The organism is Acinetobacter sp. ABJ_C1_1 (genome assembly GCF_044684115.1).
GTDB lineage: Bacteria > Pseudomonadota > Gammaproteobacteria > Pseudomonadales > Moraxellaceae > Acinetobacter > Acinetobacter nosocomialis_A.
In genome coordinates this window covers 16,277-36,110 of the sequence record NZ_JBITPU010000010.1, presented here as the reverse complement: position 1 = coordinate 36,110, position 19,834 = coordinate 16,277, and the positions used below count along the sequence as shown (strand labels likewise).

Genomic DNA, 19,834 nt, shown 5'->3' with positions numbered 1-19,834 from the left:
GCTTGCCTACTTATTTTTTATCTTTATTCATGGTCTGTTCAAATAGTTTGGCTTCTTTTAGAAAAGCATAAAACGCGTTAATCATACTATTTACGAAACCACGCCAACCATTTAAGAAACTACGGCGAATAAAATAAGACTTCATAAAAGTCACTGGCATCACCAAAACCAATTTAGCAACACTTGGAGACTTTCCTTTTTGGTATTTCTCTAATGCTTTTAAGTTGGAATATTGGTTATTTTTTTCGACCTTAACGAAAATGCTCGACTCGCCATAATGATAAATATCATGTTGAGCACGCTGAGATTCACCATCTACTATCACATTTTCATGGACTTTATTGGCAAGATCATAGTGCCCTTTAGACTTGCGAAAAAAACGCACCTTTGCATGTTTTTTAGTATGTTTACTGTTTGGAACACCTAAAAACACGTCATTAATCGGTGTAATTAAAGCATCAAGCTTGTTCTGCTGAATAGTCGCAACAATTTCTTGTTTTAACTCCTTAGATAAGACTTCGTCACCATCTAGATTGAGTACCCAATCATTTCGGCACTTTGCTAAAGCCAAACTTTTTTGTCCAGCATAACCTTGCCAGTCTTGATGGGATATTTGCGTATTTTCGAAGCGCTCTGCAATTTCATAAGTATTATCAATACTGCCCGAGTCTAAAATAATGACTTCATCAAACTCACTGACACTTTGTAATGTTCGCTCTAACCAAGCACCACAATTTAAAGTAACAATATAGACACTACATGGAATTTTATTCATAACTTATAACGTCCTTTAGCAAGGGCGATACGCATCTGTAAAGCATTCATGGCACCATGCGTGCTGACACGTGGAATATTAAATTGATTAACTGCTTCGTAAGCTTCGATTTTTTTACGAGTCGATACTGCGTTTTTAAAGCCAATCTCTTGAGCCATTTTCTGATGTTTTTCATTAAAACGACCAAATGGATAAGCAAAGCTCGGGCACTTCCCAACTAATGCTTCAACGTCACGTTTAGACTGAAGCATCTCATCATAAGCAGTTTGATCATCAAGCTTAAGTAAGTTCACATGATGTTGGGTATGTGCCCCAAACTCAATGAAACCTGAATTCGCCATTTCATGAATTTGATCATGAGTTAGCTTTTCGATGCCTTCAATTTGCGTCGCCAAATAAATGGTTGCCTTTGCATTATATTTTTTAAGTAATGGATAGGCATAAAGATAATTATCCATAAAGCCATCATCAAAACTTAAAGCAACGACATTCTTTTGATTACGGTATTGTTCAAGCTCTGAAACAAAACAAAAAGTAGTCCCCTTACGCGTCAACAACTGTAAAAGTTGTTCAAACTTTTCAGGAGGCATGTTCATACCAGAGGCTGCATCTTTAGGAGTAACCTGATGCAACATGACAATGCGTGGTAGTTTGTTCGAACGAAACGGAAGCCAGAATGTATAATTACCCAGCACATATAACAGTGCAGCAAGTACTAATAGGCCTACCGCAACGTACAAAAACCACATCATGCATAAACCTCATGTGACCATTCATAATCTTCTGAAAGAGGCTGCTTAAATGTCACTTCAACCATAAACTGGGTGATGCGTTTAGCATTGAAAGATCTACGCGTTTTCTCCCAGCCCTCTTTCGCTATTTTTTCAGCCTGCTCTGGATTCTGATCAAAGAATTTGATTTTCTTAGCCAAATCAAATTGATCATCAAAGTAAACCACTTCCTGCTCAGTGTAGAGCTTTTCAAAACCCGGAATTCTTGGGCTAAAAGTCAATAAACCATTACCAGTCAGCTGTACAATACGGTCAGAACTATACAAGGTTACATCATTACGGCGTGAGTAATTAAGTCCCATTTTTGTTTCAGATAGAACTTTATAATACGCTTTACCATAAACACCAGGCTCTTCAAAACAACCATAATATTGATAGTTCACATGGCCTTGTTGCAAAGCATCTGCCAAATCTTTTAAGAACTTCTCACGCTCAGGTTCTTTATAAACCACGCCACAAAAAATAAAGGTCTTATCCGTATTAGTATTTGAAAATTGCTGTAGTGTTTCTACATTACGATGACCCACATTTGGCAAATAGGCTACGCTTAAATGAGGCTGCTTCAACTTCTGTAGATACTCACCACCAGTTGTACAGAAGATAGCATCCAAATACGGAGAGAATGCTTTTACAAAGCCAAGTTTGCCCTCTAAATAAAGCGGGTCAACATACCAAAATGCTATTTTAGTATTTGGATAAGCTTCTTTAATTTGTCTTAGAACATCTGAACTCATCAAGTCACTATGACCAATAAGCACCAAATCAGGCTCAATGTTATTGACGACTTTTAATACTTCTTTGTTGGCCCAATTAGCACCCAATTTTTTTGTTTTAAAAATGGTGCCCATTCGAGCCATATCACGAAAACTAAAATCATAAACGAAATGGCCATTTTCAATTAATCCGGCAGAAATTTTACGGTCTGTGCAGTAAAAATGTGCGCCTTGTTTATTAAAGCCAAAATTTGCGATATGCAATATTTTCATTCTTAACTCTATAATTCCATCAATTCTGGAGATGAACTAAAATATTATATCATGCCTGAAATTATGTAGACCCTGTTATCAAAATATAGGATGATATCGCGCTTTTACACTTGGAACAGCTTGGCGTGATTTTTCGACTCAAAACAGGAAAGTTATGGTTCTTTATTTATTGCTTTATGCTGCTTGTTCCATCATGCATTATTTCCAGTGATGGTTTTTTCAAAGCCTTATATCCGCTTATTTTTTTCGTTTTTTTAATTTATCATTACCGCCGTTTTTTTTGGCTTAGCTTACCTATTTATCTTTTAAGTCCTTTTGCACTGTACTACGAAATTACCTATAACGCCCCAACTGAAATTTCAGTATGGCTCACAATTCTAGGAAGCTCTACAACTGAAGGTAAAGTTTATTTATCAACATTAGATCTTCCTTTAGCAATTGGTTTGATTATCGCGTATATCATTCCTCTAGTTTTCTTTTATTATTTTATTCCAAATCAAAGACTAAACACTCCAATATGGCTACGTATTTTAGCCTTATGTCTTATTTTTTCACCCATTCAACGCTATCTTAAAGCACCTGATCATCAGCAAGGATTTCTAAATGTATATCGTCATTTTAAACAGTCCTATCCTTTAAATTTAGTTCTTGGTTTACCAGCAGCGAGTCTTGAGGTAAATCGAGTAAAAGACTTTATAGCAACACAGAATGAAATTGAATGCACACAAGTTAAGGAAACTCGCCCTACCATTACGGTATTGGTTATTGGGGAAAGTGCTCGACGCGACCGTTTAAGTTTATTTGGGTATACCAAAAATAATACGACGCCTTATCTAGAAAAATATAAGAAAGATTTATGGTTATTTAATAACACAATTTCAGGCTCTTATATGACCAGTAAGTCTGTACCTACCTTATTAACAGGAAAGCTAAACGGTACTGATAATTTAAGCCCTTCTATTGTGAATGCTTTCAACGCAGCAGGCTACAAAACTTACTGGTTTAGCGCACAATCTCAATATGGAGAATATGATTCGCTTGTTTCAGCCTATGCATCTTCTGCTCAAGAAACCCAATTTTTGACGCAACATTCATATTCAGCATCACTAGAAACGCATTACGATGAAGAGCTACTCAAATCATTTGATCGAGCATTAGCAGAAAAAACGCACCATAAATTCATTGTGTTACATCTTTATGGTTCACATGCAGATTTTGCAAAACGCTATCCACCACAATTTAATAAATTTAAAGATACCTATGACAATACGGTACTTTATACAGACTATCTACTGAATGAAATTATTCAGAAACTAAAAGCAACTAATGTGGACGCCAACTTAATTTACACATCTGACCATGGACTGAACCTTGGAGAATGTAAAGAAAATAGCTCACTGCATTTAGATATGAAAAATAATTTCGATGTTCCGTTAATTATGTGGAGCTCAAACTCATGGAAGCAACATCATCCAGAGATGGCGAGTACTCTTTCTAAAGAACAAAGTAGTGCTATTAGTTCAATTAATATATTACCTACACTCTTAGATATGAGAGGTATTCACTGTAAAAACATTTCTCAAGAGAGATCGTTATTTAATTCGAAATACAAAACATATCCAAGAGAAATTTTAGCAACATCAGAAACAGTCAACTATGATAAAGGCCATGATGACAGCCAATGTCATTTAGTGATTTGATGCACAACCCGATCCGCTTCCTGTAGGACCTGTCCTTCAGGAAGCAAATTTATATCAAATACATTTGCTATTAACTTTTCCTCTAGCAGCCTATCAACCGAATTAGTAATACGATCTTGTTTGAGTCTGTTCATTGCAATCACACCGACTCGGCAACCCGCAGTAAGTGCCTCATAAATCATAGAAACACTATCTTCTGTTACCCACACCGCTTCTGCTTTTTGCATTTCCTCAAAAATCCAACCTTGAGGTGTTTGCTCAACCGGACATATCTGTAATTTTTTGGCGGAACTTTGTTGTTTTAAAATGTCTATAAAACCGGTTGGAGTCCGTCGTGAGGTCGTCAGAATAATTTCAGAGCTTGGATTATGCTCAACAATTTGTTGAACAGACAATAATACTTTTTCTTGGTTCCATTGGTGACGTTTAGATGAACCACCCAAAGCAATTAAAATTCTGGTTGCTTGATGGTGGTTTTCATTACGAATGGGATTGAGTGCACCACGTGTAACAATAACGCGGCTATTTGCCGGAATACCGTCATGCTCTGGAATCACAGCATAGTCGAACCAAGCAATAGGTAAATTTGGCTTCATTAAGATAACAGTCTTCGCCTTTTTAAAAATTTTACCCAGTAACCAGACACGAAAGTGTGTATGACTCCCAACTCCAAATATAAAATTGGGTGCTTGTTCAAATAGAGTATTTTTTGAAGAGAAAAGCGCTTTAATTAAGGAAATAATAGGCAAATCAGAAATAAGGATCTCTTCAAAAGTTGCATTTGCCTGCTGTCTTTGCATCGCCTGAAATAAACCTAAAGCCTGTGAACGATGCCCTGCTTTACCATCAGAGACATAGACAATATGCATAAAAACTCCCTAACCAAAAAATAAAAAGGCGAAACCAATGTTCGCCTTTTCATGTTAACGGATTAACTTATTTTACGTAAGTTAACCAGTGTTCATATTTCGGATTTCTACCTTGAACTGCATCAAAGTAAGTTTTTTGGATTTCAGTGGTAATTGGGCCACGGCTACCCGAACCGATTGGACGATCATCGTATTCACGAATTGGTGTTACTTCAGCAGCAGTACCTGTGAAGAATGCTTCGTCTGCAATATAGAATTCGTCACGTGTAATACGGCGCTCAACAACTTGGTAACCAAGATCTCTAGCAATCGTCATCACAGTTTGACGTGTAATACCGTCAAGTGCACCGCCAGCGATATCTGGAGTATGTAAAACACCATCTTTAATCAAGAATACGTTCTCGCCAGAACCTTGGCATACATAACCTTGTGGGTCCATGAGCATTGCTTCATCGTAACCAGAGTGTGCAACTTCTTGATGAGCAAGAATTGACAATGTGTAGTTACCAGATGCTTTTGCTTTACACATGGTCACGTTTGGATGATGGTGAGTAAATGATGAAGTTTTAACACGAATACCTTTCGCCATTGCTTCATCACCAAGGTATGCACCCCACGCCCATGCTGCAACAGCGGCATGAATAGTGTTATTTGTTGCAGCAATACCTAGTTTTTCTGAACCGATCCAAATAAGCGGACGTAAATAGCAAGAAGCTAATTTATTTTCACGTACAACATCGATTTGTGCTTGTTCAAGCGTTGCTTGATCATACGGCACTTTCATTTGATAAATTTTTGCTGAATTTAACAAACGTTTTGTGTGGTCTTGGAGACGGAAAATTGCAGTACCTTTAGGAGTTTCATAAGCACGAACACCCTCAAATACGCCCATACTGTAGTGTAATGTATGGGTTAAAACGTGAATCTTTGCATCACGCCAGTCAATTAATTTTCCATCTTGCCAAATAAAACCATCACGATCAGCCAAATTCATGGAACACTCCAAATTGTTATAAAATCATTCACTATCCAACTCAACCGAGGCGGTTGGGTCTATTAATCTTTGCCATAAATTGCAAACGACCGCACGGGTACTACGCCAGTCCGCTGCGCTTACTTGCATGGATTGATTCGCAAGGGCTAAGCGGTGGCTTTCGGCACGTTCACTAAGATAGGCTCGAATTAATGCTGTGGCATCTTCACTGGATAAGCAGTCTGCTTTAGCAGCATCTTCTAATATTCTTACATTATCAGAATAATGGGCGAGATCTGGTTTCGTCCCGCTCCATGCAAGTACAGCATACTGTGCCATAAATTCGATATCTACGATACCACCTGCGTCCTGTTTTAAATGAAAAATACCATGTTTTTTTTGTTCAGAAGACGAACCTAAGTGGTCTTTCATTTTCTGACGCATTTTCAACACTTCTTCACGAACATAAGCTTCATCTCTAGATTGAGTCAATATCTCGCGGCGAAATATTTCAAATTTTTGGCAAAGCGTTTCATCACCTGCTATAGAGCGTGCTCGAACGAGTGCCTGATGCTCCCAAAGCCATGCACTTTTCAACTGATAGTGTTCATAGGCTTTCAGACTGGTCACTAATAAACCAGCTTCACCTGAGGGTCTTAAGCGTGTATCAATTTCATAGACGCGGCCATCAAGCGTTTGAGTGGTCATGAGTGACATAAACTTTTGAGCAACACGCATAGCAAACTCAAAGCCAGTAATCGCCTTGGTTCCATCAGTGTCGGCTTGTTCATCTAGATAGTGAATAAAGACAAGGTCTAAGTCAGAACCATAGCCCAGTTCAATACCACCCACTTTGCCATAACCAATAACAGCAAAGGCTTTATAGTCAAGAGAGCAACGTTTCCCCTCAACATCTTTTGGGTAACCATGACGCTTTGCTACGGTCTGATAAGCTAAATGAAGTGTTGCATTAACACTCACTTCAGCAATATCGGTTAATGCATCGGACACCTTCATAAGAGGGCTTTCAGCTAATACATCACTTGCAGCGACCGTGAGCACATTACTCTTTTTAAACAAGCGAAGTACCCGCATTTGGTCTTCAACTTGATCAATTTCGATGCGAAGCAATTGCTGACGTAATGAGTCTTCCAAATCCTTACGCTTTGGTAATTCAAAGTCCATCGACAAAAATTCATCCAGTAGCACCGGATATTGCGTTAGCTCTTCACAAATCCACGGACTCACCGTCGCCATTTTCACTAAGCGTTGTAATGCCCCTTTACTTTCAATCAGCATCACCAAATACACGGTTCGACGCATAACCGATTCAATCAGCGGCATTAAACGCAATAATGCAGTTTGTGGTTGTTCAGACTGTAAGATCGCTTCAATCAAATGAGGCCAAAACGTTTTCAAGCGTTGCACAGCATTTGAAGGAAGTTTTTTAAGTGCATGGCCATGCCAGAACTCATGAATCAGATTTTTAGCATTGTCATCTAGCACTTCATCTAGCTGTTGTTCTAACTGTCCAAAGTTCTCGGTTGCTGCATTAGAGCTGGTATCTTCAATGAGTTGCTTAAATTGAACTTTTACTTTTTGACGTTTCTCATTAAGAACATCAAGAAACTCATTCCAGCTAGCGAAACCTAAGGTATCTATAATGCGTTGTCTTAGGTCAACTTCTTCTGGCAATAGTTGCGTTTGCTGATCATTGAGCGCTTGAATCGCATGTTCAACACGACGTAAAAACAGGTAAGCATCTTCAAGCTCTAAAACGGCTTGTTTTTCTAACAAACCCGCCTCACCAATATGCTCAAGGCTGACTAAGCACTGACGGTCTTGTAACTCACGTTTAGATCCGCCGTAAATAAGCTGGAAGACTTGAACAATAAACTCAATTTCGCGAATACCACCCGCTCCAAGTTTAATGTCATCCTCAATATGGCGGCGCAATACTTCGCGCTCAATCATCGCTTTCATATCACGCATGGCAGCAAAAGCGGTGTAATCGACATAACGGCGGAATACAAAAGGCCGTGTCATTTCTAACAAGTCTTGCCCTTCTTTACCGCCAGTCACAACACGCGCTTTAATCCAGGCATAACGTTCCCATTCACGGCCATGCTGACTTAAATATTTTTCTAAAGCTGCATGACTAATCGCCAATGCGGAGCCATCACCCCAAGGACGTAAGCGCATATCTACTCGAAACACAAAACCATCTGCGGTGATATGTTCGAGTAAATAAATAAGTTTTTGTCCCCACAAAATACAGAACTGCTGTACATCAATACATTTGCGACCATTGGTTTCACCTTGCTCATCAAAGGCAAAAATCAGGTCGATATCACTCGATAAATTAAGCTCTTGTGCACCAAGCTTACCCATGGCAACCACAATCAGATCTTGAACTTTGCCTGAATAACTTAACGGTTCACCGTGTTTAGCAACTAGTGCTACACGAGCAAAAGCTTTTGCTGCACAAATACTGGCATCTGCAAAATCTGAAAGTTCGCGTGTGAGTGTGACAACATCGGTGAGTTGATTGGCATCCTGCCAAATCCAACGAAACATGAAACGACTGCGTAAAATGCGAAGTGCACGCATCCAAGTTGTTTCATCGGCAATACCATCGAGTATGGTGTCTACAAATTGATAAATCTGATCAGTTGAGAGCGGTGCAGCAAATTGATCTAGTTGATAATCTTGTTCTAAAACAGCCTGATGTAACCCCAAAACTTGTTCCGCGTACTGACTAGCACGCAATGTTTTTTGTAACTGCTCCGCATTCATATAAAAAAGCTCTTTTCCTCAGACTCTCTTTTTAGTTATAGCAGTTCACGTAGTAATAGGAAAAGGGATTAAACTAATTTTGCTTCCGATGTGTTTTGTTCTTCTACATGGAGTTCGGGAACTTCTTGGGCAGAAGGTAATAAAACTTTAAATGTCGTTCCAATACCCTTTTGGGAATTCACGCTAATCTTACCCTGATTAATCTCGACAAACCGCTTACATAAACTTAAACCTAATCCCGCGCCCTTTTCACCTGCTGTTCCCTTAAAGCTCGCTGTAATACGCGGATGGAATAAATTTGCCATTTGTTGTTCACTCATGCCAAGACCTGTATCACGTACAGTGATTTCGACATTTGTGCCTACCTGCTTCGCTTCAATGAACACTTTGCCAGAGCCATCAACATCGGTAAATTTCAATGCATTTGACACCAAGTTTTGAATCACGGAAGTCATCATATTGATATCGGCATAGATTTTTAAATCTTCGGAAACCGCGTTTACCAATTCAATATTTTTCTTTAAAGCCAACGTATGCAGCACATCGCAAACAATATTGCTGACTTGTCTAAGCTTAAAATTAATTGGGTGATAAACAAAACGTCCACCCTCTGCCATCGCCCATGTTAATAAGCTTTCAAGTAAGTTATAGGTCGATTGAGAAGTATCATATAAATAGTCAGCAATATTTTGAATACTCGATTCATCCAGTGTTTCACGTTCTTTAGCTAACACTTCGGAGAAACCTAACAAGCCATGAAATGGCGCCCGCAAGTCATGCGAAATAATAGAAAAGAACTTTGTTTTACTGGAGTTAAGCGCGACTTGCTGCTCATAGAGTTCATTTAATTCTTCATAATTAAATTTCAACTCGACTTGTTGCATAAAACTAGAACAATAATCGAGCAACAACTGAATTTGATCATTTTCGAAAGTGGTTTCATCATCATCAAAGAAAACTGCAAATCCCATAGAAGTCTGGTCGGGTTGCACCAAATGGACAGCTAAGGCACGACCACAGTCAATATTAAGCTCTTTTAAATAGTTGATTAAATTTTGATAAGAAGGATGATCGTGATGAATCACCTGTTGTTTAGCAAAACATTGTTTTAAGTGTCTTGAAGGTTTAAATGAAATGGCAGTCATACCTTCAGAACAGTGATGCCAAAAATAAGGTTCCTGATTAAAAGTAAGCAAAGCTTTTTGACACTTCAACAGGCGAACACTAAACCGGAAAAATTGCTCAATGTAATTCTGCTCGGCATTTAATCCAAGTAATAGTGATATTCTACAAGCACTTAATTGCTCGACCTGATGTAGTTCTAATCGCTGTGTCATGCCCGCCTCACAGATTTTGTCGTTGTTAGTCGGAACCGCTCTTTGAGAAATGTACTTATAATCATTATGATCTAATACAAACTTTAACACAGTACATTAAAAGAGCAACTTTCTTTTCGAAATAGAAATGTGAAGTTTCAATTAAAGGTTTTCAGATACATAAAGTGGGTTTGCTTGAGAAAAATACAACAAATGTTTGAAGCTGGAGAGTTGTAAGATGATACAAATGCGAGTTCAGAATTATATAAAAAAGATAGAATTTAGCTTTAAATTTTTGACCATTACAATTTAAACAGGTTGAAGTTTAAGCAAAAGAGTTTAGCCTTCCTTCGCTTACTGAATGTGAAGAATGCGGAAATGATATTCTTGTTGAGCATCAGTGCTCAAGGAGTTCTCCCCAAAGGCTCAGCAATACGAACTAAAAATTCCACGTAACAACGTTCCCAACTTTTCATGAAATATCCCCTTTTTAAACTATTTACCTTCTGAATCAGCTTTTCCACTATCAGGCATTTTTAAATCTTTTACAGCTTTAATAAAATCGGTATTAGCTTTAATATTCTCGTGCATCAAGTTTTCACCCCCCGTATAACTTTCATGATGTATACCATTGCCAAAATATTTATAAGCTAGGTCAAAGCGAATCTTTTCTTTCATTTCGTCTGGCATCCCTTCCATATAACGTGGTAATGCGTCTAACTCTTTAGCGGTGCGATACGCTTCATCTGCCAAACGACGGTTCATAAAAGAACGTTTTAAAAGAAAAGCTGCAAGTGTTGTCGATAGAACTAATAATGAAATTTTTTGGATATAGAATATAGCTGAATGATTTTCATAAAATTGCTCAGCCAACTTGAACTTAAAATTATTTGTGTTAATTTCAACATACCAACCAAAGAAATATAAAAATAAGAAGGCTAAGGCTATATAGAATGCAATTTCATATCTCTTTGCAAGTTTTTTGAACTTTTCAGAATCATCAGCGAAAATCTCATGTACTTTCTTATTTTTTAAATCATTATTAATTATATCGACTTGCTCAATTTTATGCTCCAGCTCATTCCGATTATCTCGAAGCTCATTAATTAATTTATTAGCATCTCGTCTATAATTTTTAAATTGTTGTTCAATATCAATTTTCGCTGTATAAGCTTTCATATCAGTAAGGTTAGAATCGAAAGTATCAATTGATTCTCCCAAATTTTATCTATAAAGTTATTATTACTAATAAGATTCTCTAGGTCTTTGAGAGTTTCTTCATTATTTTGAGTTTTCCTTATAATAAAATTTAAAGATGCTGAATCGATTTTTTCTAGACTATTTAGTCTCTGAATTAATTCATTTATATCTGTTATAAATGCATCTCGTATGCCTTCAAAAAGTGGCAAACTATTAGATTCACTATTTATGTTTAGAAAACTATAACCTTTGATTAACTGGTTAAATACTTCTTCTATTTTTTTTTTGGTTTTCTATTAAACTGTTTATGGCTGTAGTTTTAATTTGTTCATTTTCATCAGTAGAAGCATTCACTATAAACCCCCAAATTTATTATAAAGTCTTGACGCATAATAGTATCTAAGCTTTTCTAAACTTTCTACAATAAAAATTAGACCAACAAAAAACCCCTAAACCGTTAGTTTAGGGGTTTTCGTAGAATCTTACGATTCTGAATTTGGTCCCGAGGGTCGGACTCGAACCGACACGTCATCTCTGACAGCGGATTTTGAGTCCGCCGCGTCTACCAATTTCACCACCTCGGGAGAGGAAGTATGTTTGTGTTGCGTATATTAGCGCGTTTGTAAAACTTGTCAAACCCTAAGTGAATATTATCGTTCACTTTTAGATCATTTAAACATTTTTCATGATTTAGATCAGAAGCACAGCCATAAAAAAGCGAAAAAGTTTATACTAGGCCCAATTTTTGCGGTGTTTTTTCTCAAATATGCAACTGTCTGACTTTTCCTTTGAATTACCTGATGAACTTATTGCCCGTTACCCTCTTGAATCACGTAGTGCTTCGCGTTTGTTGCACTTAGACTCGAAGGGTCAATATCACGATCACATGTTTACAGACATTATCGATCTGTTTGAAGAAGGTGATTTGTTGGTGCTGAATGACACCAAAGTCATGAAAGCTCGACTTAAAGGAAAACGCTCGACAGGAGGTGCGATTGAGATTTTGGTTGAACGTATGTTGAACCACACTACTGCGTATTGTCATATCAAATCGAGTAACTCGCCTAAAGCTGGTGCCGAGCTTTATGTAGGTGCAGATAATATTCCTGTGATTGTGCGTGGCCGTCACGAAAACTTATTTGTCGTTGAGTTTTCGCAGCCAATTTTGCCTGTACTTGAGCAATATGGTCAGTTACCTATTCCGCCTTACTTTAACCGTGAAGCAGAAGAAATTGACACTGAACGCTATCAAACGGTTTTCCATAACCCTGAGAAAATTGCCAGTGTGGCTGCACCAACTGCGAGCCTGCACTTTGACGAAGAGTTACTAGCAAAGTTAGAGCAAAAAAATGTTCAAAAATCTTTTGTGACTTTACACGTCGGCGCTGGCACATTTATGCCTGTCCGTACTGATGACATTACCAATCATGTTATGCACAGTGAATGGTGCGACGTTCCCCAAGAAACTATTGATTTGATTTTGACGACAAAAGCGCGCGGCAATAAAGTAATTGCTGTCGGTACAACCGCAACACGTGCCTTAGAAAGTGCAGCTCAAGCACACGGCGGAAAAATCGCAGCGTGGAATGGTGATACGCAGATCTTTATCTATCCGGGCTATGAGTTCTGTATTGTAGATCGTTTAATTACTAACTTCCATTTACCTGAATCTACCCTACTCATGTTGGTATCAGCATTGTCGAATCGAGACAATATTTTGGCTGCTTACGAACATGCAGTTAAAAACCGCTATCGTTTCTTTAGTTATGGCGATGCAATGTTGATTGATAAATTAGAAGTTTAAAAATTAAAGCTGGGTTAAACCTTATAAGTTAATTCGAGGTTTAATCCAGCTGATCTAGATACTATTTTAATTAATAAAAAAATTTATGAATCCTATCTTCCAGAAAGTTCGAAATACTTTTGATAATCAAAATACGCACAACAAAATTACTTTAAAAAATATTGAAGCGTTAAGAAATTTACTTAATCAGGAATTACCACCTGAGCTGCTTATTCATTCATTAAAGAATTGGACAGGTACACAACAGCTTGGTATACGAAATTATATTTTTTGGAATGCTACAATCTTTGCCTTAGTTTGTATGGCTTTAGGCTTTTTTATTTCGATCTATTTCTTCCCTTTTGCGATTCTTGCGATCTTTTATGGCTTTCATCATAGAGCATCGACTGCCGAACTTAATTGTCTGCTTCAAGATATCCAAACTTATTATTATGAACATAAATATAATTTTAAATTTGCAACCGAAGATAATTTGCCGGAAGAAGGCACACCTGCTTCAGTTTTTCCATTATTTAAGTTAGGTAATCAACAAAATTCAGTCCTAATAGCAGTACACGGCAAGTGGCAAGTAAGAAAAACAACTCATCCCTATAAAATTTTTAGATATCATTATATCAATCGAGAGATGGCCTATAACTCAAAAGGCAGTTGGGAACTTAAAGATGTTAGCTATGATTTATACGGTATCATTTTAGAGAGTTTTCCAGTTCGCGGAGTCAGCATTTCAAGTCAACAGCAAAAGGCTTGCCGCTTAGGAGTAGCTTGGGAGTCAAGTGATATTCGTTTTAATCAAAAATACCAACAAAGTGGAATTAATGAGTTGGACTTAGTAAAATTTCTAAGCCCTGACCGTTTGTTATTATTAGAAAAAATGTTGGAAGATTTTCCGGGGGACTTCTATGTACACCCTGAAACATCTGCATTATGTTGGCTCTGTAATGTAAATCTTTTACGTCAGCAAAGTTTATATGGCACTAGTGTACGTGAGCTTACTGAATGTCTTGAAACACTTTCAATGCCAGAGTTTGAGCAGTTTGCAAATATATTGCAGCATTTCATTGATGAAACTCAAATGCCGAAGTCATAAAAGTAATTATTTATTTAAAACTTATTTCTATTTATCTCTTTCAATTTAAAAGATAATCTAGGCTTAGCACTTTATGATAATCAACTCATTACCTTCATGCCAATTGATACCGTACAACAAGCACTTCATATAAGACGTAAAAAAAATACACAGGTCTTTCGTAATATTGCTCGACTTTGGGACGCGGGACAAAAGTCACAAACAGATCAGGAGCTCTTAAATGCGTTACATCCATGGCGTGAAGATCATAACCTTCGTTTTGTTAATGTATTGCCGTATTTGTTAGGTATTTGCAGTATTACGACACTATTATTTGGATATTTTTTTCATCCTCATATTCAATATATTTGGAGTCTCTTATGGGCATTTTTAACTGGTTTTCTGGCCTACTTACTCTATGAACCGCAAAAGCCTTTAACCGAAGTTATTCATTATTTAGAACAGCGTATGACTGCTTTACGTTATGGCCTGCAGTTTCAGCAGTTACCAGCTTATCTTCCAATTCAAGCTCAACCCATTTTAGTCTTAAGCAGACTAAAACAATATTTCCCATTGTTTAATCGAGGCAATGAAGCGAATGAAATTACTGAGTTTGCTTCAGTGACATGGAATGATGGCATTACAGATCATCAAGTCCTGCTATTTAAATATCACTATGTAAATAATTTACCTATACTTCAAGATCAGAACAGCGATAAAAAAATAATAAAAGAGATTCATAAAGATTTATGGGGTGCTTTTATTTTTCAAATACCAGCCTTAGGTATAGCCGTAAGTAATCAACGTTCTCGCTTTTTTGCACCGTACTTAAGCGAATGGCAAAGTACTGACATTCTGATTAACCAAGAGCTCAATATTTTCGGTACTGACCAACACCAGTTAGCTAAAGAAATTAGCCCAAGTCTAACTTTAAAACTTCATGATTTTTTTCAACATTTTAACGGTGATTTAATTTATCATCATGAAGAGCAAATATTATGTTATCTCGGTGAGCAAGATCTTTTTCAAACCACCAGTAAACGTAGTGAAATTCATGATATTCCAGCATTACGTGGACATTTACGTACCATGACCATGCCGCAATATGAAAAATTTCAACAATTCATGCTTAATTTAATTAAATAAATCTCTCGTAGTGCCGAACTGGCAACTTATTAAATAAGAAGTTAAAAGGTTCAATGAGAGAATAAAAATAAGAGGAGTGAAAATGAAAGGCTTATTCATTTTTTTGGGGATTTTCGTCGTACTGATTGCGTGGGGCATCCACATTCGTAACAACATTGTGCGTTATTTTAACGCGACCAAACGTGCTTGGGCAGAGGTTGCAAATTTCGAACGCCAAAAAGTAAAAACACTTGAAGCATTAGAAACTACTCTCAATCAATATACTCAGTTCGAGAAATCGACCTTAGAGAAAGTGACTGCTTTACGTCAGCAAATTCTAAGTTTAAATGTCGATCATACTGATATTGCTCAATTACAGCAGATTGAAAAAATGAGCAAAGAGCTGATCCGTAGCCTAAATGTCGTGGTTGAAAACTATCCTGAACTAAAAGCAGATACGCTCTATAGCAAAATGATGGACGATATTCAGGAACAAAACGAAAATGTTGGCGCGGCAATCAGCATTTTTAACCGCAATGTTGAAGTATTTAACAACCAGATTGAAGTGTTCCCAAATAACCTGATTAATACAATGACGTTATCTAAAAAAGCAATTCGTCCTTTTCGCGATAATTTGGCTACAGACAATTTTGACTACAAACCTAACTTTTAGTCTAAATAAAAAAGTGGTCATTCAATCGGAAAATTGACCTATTTTATAGCCAGCTACATTTAGTAGTAGAACTACTTGGCAGAATCAAGGAAAATAGCCCTCTTATTTTTAGGGCTATTTGTGTTTTTAAATTGGTCTTCCCGTTTAAAGCTCATAATGTTACAGCCCCTATTTAGCAGCGAACTGTTTTTTCGCCCTTGCACTGCCCTACGGTATTGCTTGCTATTGTTCAGGATTTTTAGATGAAGTTTGAAAAATTAGGTCAGTCGGGTCGTGCCCGTCGTGGTCGTTTAACTTTAGAACACGGTGTTGTTGAAACACCTGTTTTTATGCCAGTGGGGACTTACGGTACAGTCAAAGGCATGTTGCCACGTGATATCGAAGATATTCAGGCACAAATTATTTTAGGTAATACCTTTCATTTATATTTGCGCCCGGGCCTTGAAGTAATCAAGCAACACGGCGGATTGCACGACTTTATTAAATGGAATAAGCCAATTTTGACTGACTCTGGCGGCTTCCAAGTATTTAGTCTTGGCGCTATGCGTAAAATTAAGGAAGAAGGTGTTACCTTCCGCTCTCCGATTGATGGTTCAAAAGTGTTTTTATCGCCTGAAATTTCAATGGAAATTCAGCATGTATTGAACTCTGATATCGTCATGATTTTTGATGAATGTACACCGTACCCTGCAACACACGAAGAAGCACAAAAATCATTACAGCTTTCTTTACGCTGGGCAAAGCGTTGTAAAACGCATCACCACGATGAGCTTAAAAATAAAAATGCCTTATTCGGCATTATTCAAGGCGGCATGTATGAAGACTTACGTGATGAATCTTTAAATGGCTTACTTGAAGTTGGTTTCGATGGTTATGCAATTGGTGGTTTATCTGTAGGTGAACCAAAAGAAGAGATGATCAAAGTTTTAGATTATCTTCCAAACAAAATGCCAACGGACAAACCTCGTTACTTAATGGGCGTAGGTAAACCTGAAGATATCGTTGAAGCGGTGCGCCGTGGTGTCGATATGTTTGACTGCGTAATGCCGACTCGTAATGCACGTAATGGTCATTATTTTGTCACTGATGGTCTGGTACGTATTCGTAATAGTAAATATCGCCATGATCAAGGGCCTCTTGACCCACACTGCGATTGCTACACATGTAAGAACTTTACCCGTGCTTATCTGTTCCATCTTGAAAAATGTGGAGAGATGTTAGCATCTATGCTTGGTACCATTCATAACTTACGTTATTACCAACGTTTAACTGAAGGTATGCGTGATGCATTAGATAATGGCACTTTTGATGAATTTGTTCAGGACTTTTATGCCCGCCGCGGATTAGAAGTTCCACCTTGCCCTGTCGATGAATAAGCGAGATTTGCGCTCAACCGCAAGACAAGGTAAATTGCAAAACGAATTAGGATTATGTCAGGTATCTGACTCATATTTTTTAACTTTAGGAAATTAAAATGAGCTTGTTCATTTCTACTGCACATGCAGCTCCAGCAGCAGCCCAAAGCCCGGGTCTTTTGCCAAACATTTTGATGATTGTTGTATTCGTTGCAATCTTCTATTTCTTAATCTGGCGCCCTCAAGCAAAACGCGCAAAAGAGCACCGTTCTTTAATCGAAAGCTTAGGTGTAGGTAGCGAAGTTGTTTTTGCTGGTGGCTTAATGGGCAAAGTAACCAAACTTGAAGGTGACTATGCGGTTGTTGAACTTAACCGTGGTGTAGAAGTAAAAATTCAGCGTGCCAGCGTAATTTCTGTATTACCTGAAGGCACTCTAAATAACCTTTAATCATAAAACAGTCGTGCTTTAGCACGGCTTTTTCATTTAAGAAGAAAGCGAATGCGTTACCCTGCATGGAAATATTTACTGATTCTGGTTGTTCTGGTAGTCAGTACATTATACGCACTGCCTAGTCTATATCCGGATGAGCCCGCAGTTCAAATTTCTGGTGCCAAAGCTGGTACCCAAATTGATCAAAGTGTGGTGCAAAAAGCAGAGCAAATTTTAAAAACAGCAAATATTGCGAGCCACGATAATACTTTTACAAATAATGCTGCCCTCTTGCGTGTCAGCTCTTCTGAAGCGCAGTTAAAAGCAAAAGAAGTATTACGCCGTGATTTAGGTGATCAATATGTTGTTGCCCTAAACCTTGCACCAACTACACCAGAATGGTTGCAAAAAATTGGGGCTAAACCAATGAAACTTGGTTTGGACTTACGTGGTGGTGTCCACTTCTTGCTAGAAGTAGATATGGACAAAGCCATTTCCCAACGTATGGAAACCTCTGCAACTGATTTGCGTCGTCAGTTCCGTGAAAACAAAATTAAATTTAACAACCTTGCGTTAAATAATAATGTGATCACTGTTCAATTTGCTGACAACGCTGATCGTGATGCAGCAATGGATTTTTTACGCCGTAATGGTAATGAATATACCCAACAGGCATTAGCGAGCACGACAGGTTCTACCTTAAAACTCTCTTATACCGATGTACGTCGTCAAGAAATTCAAGCATATGCAGTCAATCAGAACTTAACAACACTACGTAACCGTATTAACGAACTTGGTGTTGCAGAAGCATTAGTACAAAGTCAGGGTAGCAACCGTATTGTCGTTGAATTACCAGGTGTTCAAGATACAGCAGAAGCTAAACGTGTTTTAGGCCGTACTGCTAACCTCGAATTCCGTTTGGTATCTGACTTAAATGATCAATATATTGACCCATATACAGGTAAATATAATGGTCAACCTTTACCTCCGGGTACAGAAGTTTTTGCTTATCAATCTTTAGATAGCGGTCGTCAACTTTTGTTGCAACGTAACCGTATCTTGACTGGTGAACGTGTTCAAAATGCAAGTTCTGGCTTTAGCCAAGACTCTGGGGGTGCCGAAGTAAATATTACGCTCGACAGTGCTGGTGGTAAGCTCATGTCAGATGCAACTCGCAATGCTGTTGGTAAACGCATGGCGGTATTGTTCATCGAAAACAAGCAAAAGATTAGCTACGTTACAGATCCAAAAACTGGTGCTCAAACAGAAGTTCGTACGCCATATACAGAGTCTGTCGTAATTAACGCTGCAACAGTTCAAGCTGTTTTAGGTTCAACTTTCCGTATTACTGGTTTAAGTTCTCCTCAAGAAGCATCTGAACTTGCATTAATGCTGCGTGCTGGTGCTTTAGCTGCGCCAATGTACTTCGTTGAAGAACGTGTTGTTGGTCCAAGCCTTGGTCAAGAAAACATTGATAAAGGTGTACTCTCAACTCAAATCGGTTTCTTACTTGTTGCAATCTGGATGGTCGTGTTCTTCCGCGTATTCGGTTTAATTGCGAACTTTGCACTTGTATTTAACTTGGCAATGATTTTAACCGTGATGTCTTGGATAGGAGCTTCCCTCACCTTACCGGGTATTGCGGGTATCGTTATTACCATTGGTATGGCGGTCGATGCCAACGTACTGATATGTGAGCGTATTCGAGAGGAAATGCTCTGGGGTGCTTCACCTAAACAGGCCATTGTGGCGGGTTATGATCGAGCCTATAACACCATCTTTGACTCGAACTTAACCACGTTCCTTGTTGCATTCATTCTATTTGCAATTGGTACAGGCCCGATTAAAGGTTTCGCCGTAACATTAATGATTGGTATTGTATGTTCGATGTTTACTGCAATTACAGTAACACGTGCTATCGTACAGCTCATTTATGGTAAACGCCGTAATTTGAAAAAGTTGAGCATTTAAGGA

At 38.0% G+C, this 19,834-nt stretch carries 16 protein-coding genes and 1 tRNA gene; 8 read left to right on the top strand and 9 right to left on the bottom strand.

Features of this window, described 5'->3' with window-relative positions; all coding sequences use genetic code 11:
- Positions 1 to 10: 10 nt before the first annotated feature.
- From ACG59Z_RS12330 to ACG59Z_RS12320, 3 genes are read right to left on the bottom strand one after another with little or no spacing between them, the layout of a single operon-like run.
- A complete protein-coding gene (locus ACG59Z_RS12330; protein ID WP_400199636.1) occupies positions 11 to 775 on the bottom strand; it encodes a glycosyltransferase family 2 protein in 765 nt (254 codons plus the stop codon).
- The gene (locus ACG59Z_RS12325; protein WP_400199634.1) at positions 772 to 1,527 is read right to left on the bottom strand and encodes a polysaccharide deacetylase family protein; all 756 of its coding nucleotides are present in this window, start codon (positions 1,525 to 1,527) and stop codon (positions 772 to 774) included. Before ACG59Z_RS12325 ends, ACG59Z_RS12330 begins: the two co-directional genes overlap by 4 nt.
- Positions 1,524 to 2,552, bottom strand: a complete 1,029-nt coding sequence (locus ACG59Z_RS12320) for a glycosyltransferase (RefSeq protein ID WP_400199632.1) — start codon at positions 2,550 to 2,552, stop codon at positions 1,524 to 1,526. The genes ACG59Z_RS12325 and ACG59Z_RS12320 overlap by 4 nt, the downstream gene beginning before the upstream one ends.
- 125 nt (positions 2,553 to 2,677) lie before the next feature.
- Here ACG59Z_RS12320 and ACG59Z_RS12315 point away from each other — a divergent pair, with 125 nt between their 5' ends.
- A complete protein-coding gene (locus tag ACG59Z_RS12315) occupies positions 2,678 to 4,252 on the top strand; it encodes a phosphoethanolamine transferase (protein WP_400199631.1) in 1,575 nt (524 codons plus the stop codon).
- On the opposite strand, the gene ACG59Z_RS12310 is transcribed toward ACG59Z_RS12315, so the two are convergent.
- The 6 genes from ACG59Z_RS12310 to ACG59Z_RS12285 form a co-directional block, all read right to left on the bottom strand.
- Entirely contained in the window at positions 4,237 to 5,121 is an 885-nt protein-coding gene (locus ACG59Z_RS12310) for a mitochondrial fission ELM1 family protein (RefSeq protein WP_400199630.1), read from the bottom strand. The genes ACG59Z_RS12315 and ACG59Z_RS12310 overlap by 16 nt on opposite strands.
- Before the next feature lie 67 nt (positions 5,122 to 5,188).
- Positions 5,189 to 6,115: a branched-chain amino acid transaminase gene (locus ACG59Z_RS12305; protein ID WP_077168766.1), complete on the bottom strand. Its 927-nt coding sequence runs from the start codon at positions 6,113 to 6,115 to the stop codon at positions 5,189 to 5,191.
- Between the two features lie 24 nt (positions 6,116 to 6,139).
- On the bottom strand, positions 6,140 to 8,890 hold the full coding sequence (glnE, locus tag ACG59Z_RS12300; protein WP_400199628.1) for a bifunctional [glutamate--ammonia ligase]-adenylyl-L-tyrosine phosphorylase/[glutamate--ammonia-ligase] adenylyltransferase: 2,751 nt from the start codon (positions 8,888 to 8,890) through the stop codon (positions 6,140 to 6,142).
- 68 nt (positions 8,891 to 8,958) lie between these two features.
- The gene (locus ACG59Z_RS12295; RefSeq protein ID WP_400199626.1) at positions 8,959 to 10,227 is read right to left on the bottom strand and encodes a sensor histidine kinase; all 1,269 of its coding nucleotides are present in this window, start codon (positions 10,225 to 10,227) and stop codon (positions 8,959 to 8,961) included.
- Positions 10,228 to 10,701: 474 nt separating this feature from the next.
- Positions 10,702 to 11,427: a hypothetical protein gene (locus tag ACG59Z_RS12290; RefSeq protein ID WP_400199624.1), complete on the bottom strand. Its 726-nt coding sequence runs from the start codon at positions 11,425 to 11,427 to the stop codon at positions 10,702 to 10,704.
- A gap of 476 nt (positions 11,428 to 11,903) precedes the next feature.
- Positions 11,904 to 11,990, bottom strand: a tRNA-Leu gene (locus ACG59Z_RS12285).
- Positions 11,991 to 12,172: 182 nt separating this feature from the next.
- Here ACG59Z_RS12285 and queA point away from each other — a divergent pair.
- The 7 genes from queA (at position 12,173) to secD (ending at position 19,831) form a co-directional block, all read left to right on the top strand.
- A complete protein-coding gene (gene queA / locus ACG59Z_RS12280; protein WP_400199623.1) occupies positions 12,173 to 13,210 on the top strand; it encodes a tRNA preQ1(34) S-adenosylmethionine ribosyltransferase-isomerase QueA in 1,038 nt (345 codons plus the stop codon).
- An 85-nt stretch (positions 13,211 to 13,295) separates the two neighbouring features.
- Entirely contained in the window at positions 13,296 to 14,297 is a 1,002-nt protein-coding gene (locus tag ACG59Z_RS12275; protein WP_400199622.1) for a hypothetical protein, read from the top strand.
- Between the two features lie 96 nt (positions 14,298 to 14,393).
- Entirely contained in the window at positions 14,394 to 15,422 is a 1,029-nt protein-coding gene (locus tag ACG59Z_RS12270; protein ID WP_400199620.1) for a hypothetical protein, read from the top strand.
- A gap of 82 nt (positions 15,423 to 15,504) precedes the next feature.
- On the top strand, positions 15,505 to 16,074 hold the full coding sequence (locus ACG59Z_RS12265) for a LemA family protein (RefSeq protein WP_086497531.1): 570 nt from the start codon (positions 15,505 to 15,507) through the stop codon (positions 16,072 to 16,074).
- 242 nt (positions 16,075 to 16,316) lie between these two features.
- Positions 16,317 to 17,450, top strand: coding sequence for a tRNA guanosine(34) transglycosylase Tgt (gene tgt / locus ACG59Z_RS12260; RefSeq protein ID WP_019457465.1), 1,134 nt, complete (start codon positions 16,317 to 16,319; stop codon positions 17,448 to 17,450).
- 98 nt (positions 17,451 to 17,548) lie between these two features.
- Positions 17,549 to 17,878, top strand: a complete 330-nt coding sequence (gene yajC / locus ACG59Z_RS12255; RefSeq protein ID WP_000051669.1) for a preprotein translocase subunit YajC — start codon at positions 17,549 to 17,551, stop codon at positions 17,876 to 17,878.
- A gap of 51 nt (positions 17,879 to 17,929) precedes the next feature.
- The gene (gene secD, locus ACG59Z_RS12250; protein ID WP_151760907.1) at positions 17,930 to 19,831 is read left to right on the top strand and encodes a protein translocase subunit SecD; all 1,902 of its coding nucleotides are present in this window, start codon (positions 17,930 to 17,932) and stop codon (positions 19,829 to 19,831) included.
- Positions 19,832 to 19,834: the final 3 nt, after the last annotated feature.

Bases quoted from the DNA above. Each gene is read 5' to 3' on its own strand.
- ACG59Z_RS12330 (WP_400199636.1), bottom strand. From the start codon at position 775: ATGAATAAAATTCCATGTAGTGTCTATATTGTTACTTTAAATTGTGGT.
- ACG59Z_RS12325 (WP_400199634.1), bottom strand. From the start codon at position 1,527: ATGATGTGGTTTTTGTACGTTGCGGTAGGCCTATTAGTACTTGCTGCA.
- ACG59Z_RS12320 (WP_400199632.1), bottom strand. From the start codon at position 2,552: ATGAAAATATTGCATATCGCAAATTTTGGCTTTAATAAACAAGGCGCA.
- ACG59Z_RS12310 (WP_400199630.1), bottom strand. From the start codon at position 5,121: ATGCATATTGTCTATGTCTCTGATGGTAAAGCAGGGCATCGTTCACAG.
- ACG59Z_RS12305 (WP_077168766.1), bottom strand. From the start codon at position 6,115: ATGAATTTGGCTGATCGTGATGGTTTTATTTGGCAAGATGGAAAATTA.
- glnE (WP_400199628.1), bottom strand. From the start codon at position 8,890: ATGAATGCGGAGCAGTTACAAAAAACATTGCGTGCTAGTCAGTACGCG.
- ACG59Z_RS12295 (WP_400199626.1), bottom strand. From the start codon at position 10,227: ATGACACAGCGATTAGAACTACATCAGGTCGAGCAATTAAGTGCTTGT.
- queA (WP_400199623.1), top strand. From the start codon at position 12,173: ATGCAACTGTCTGACTTTTCCTTTGAATTACCTGATGAACTTATTGCC.
- ACG59Z_RS12275 (WP_400199622.1), top strand. From the start codon at position 13,296: ATGAATCCTATCTTCCAGAAAGTTCGAAATACTTTTGATAATCAAAAT.
- ACG59Z_RS12270 (WP_400199620.1), top strand. From the start codon at position 14,394: ATGCCAATTGATACCGTACAACAAGCACTTCATATAAGACGTAAAAAA.
- ACG59Z_RS12265 (WP_086497531.1), top strand. From the start codon at position 15,505: ATGAAAGGCTTATTCATTTTTTTGGGGATTTTCGTCGTACTGATTGCG.
- tgt (WP_019457465.1), top strand. From the start codon at position 16,317: ATGAAGTTTGAAAAATTAGGTCAGTCGGGTCGTGCCCGTCGTGGTCGT.
- yajC (WP_000051669.1), top strand. From the start codon at position 17,549: ATGAGCTTGTTCATTTCTACTGCACATGCAGCTCCAGCAGCAGCCCAA.
- secD (WP_151760907.1), top strand. From the start codon at position 17,930: ATGCGTTACCCTGCATGGAAATATTTACTGATTCTGGTTGTTCTGGTA.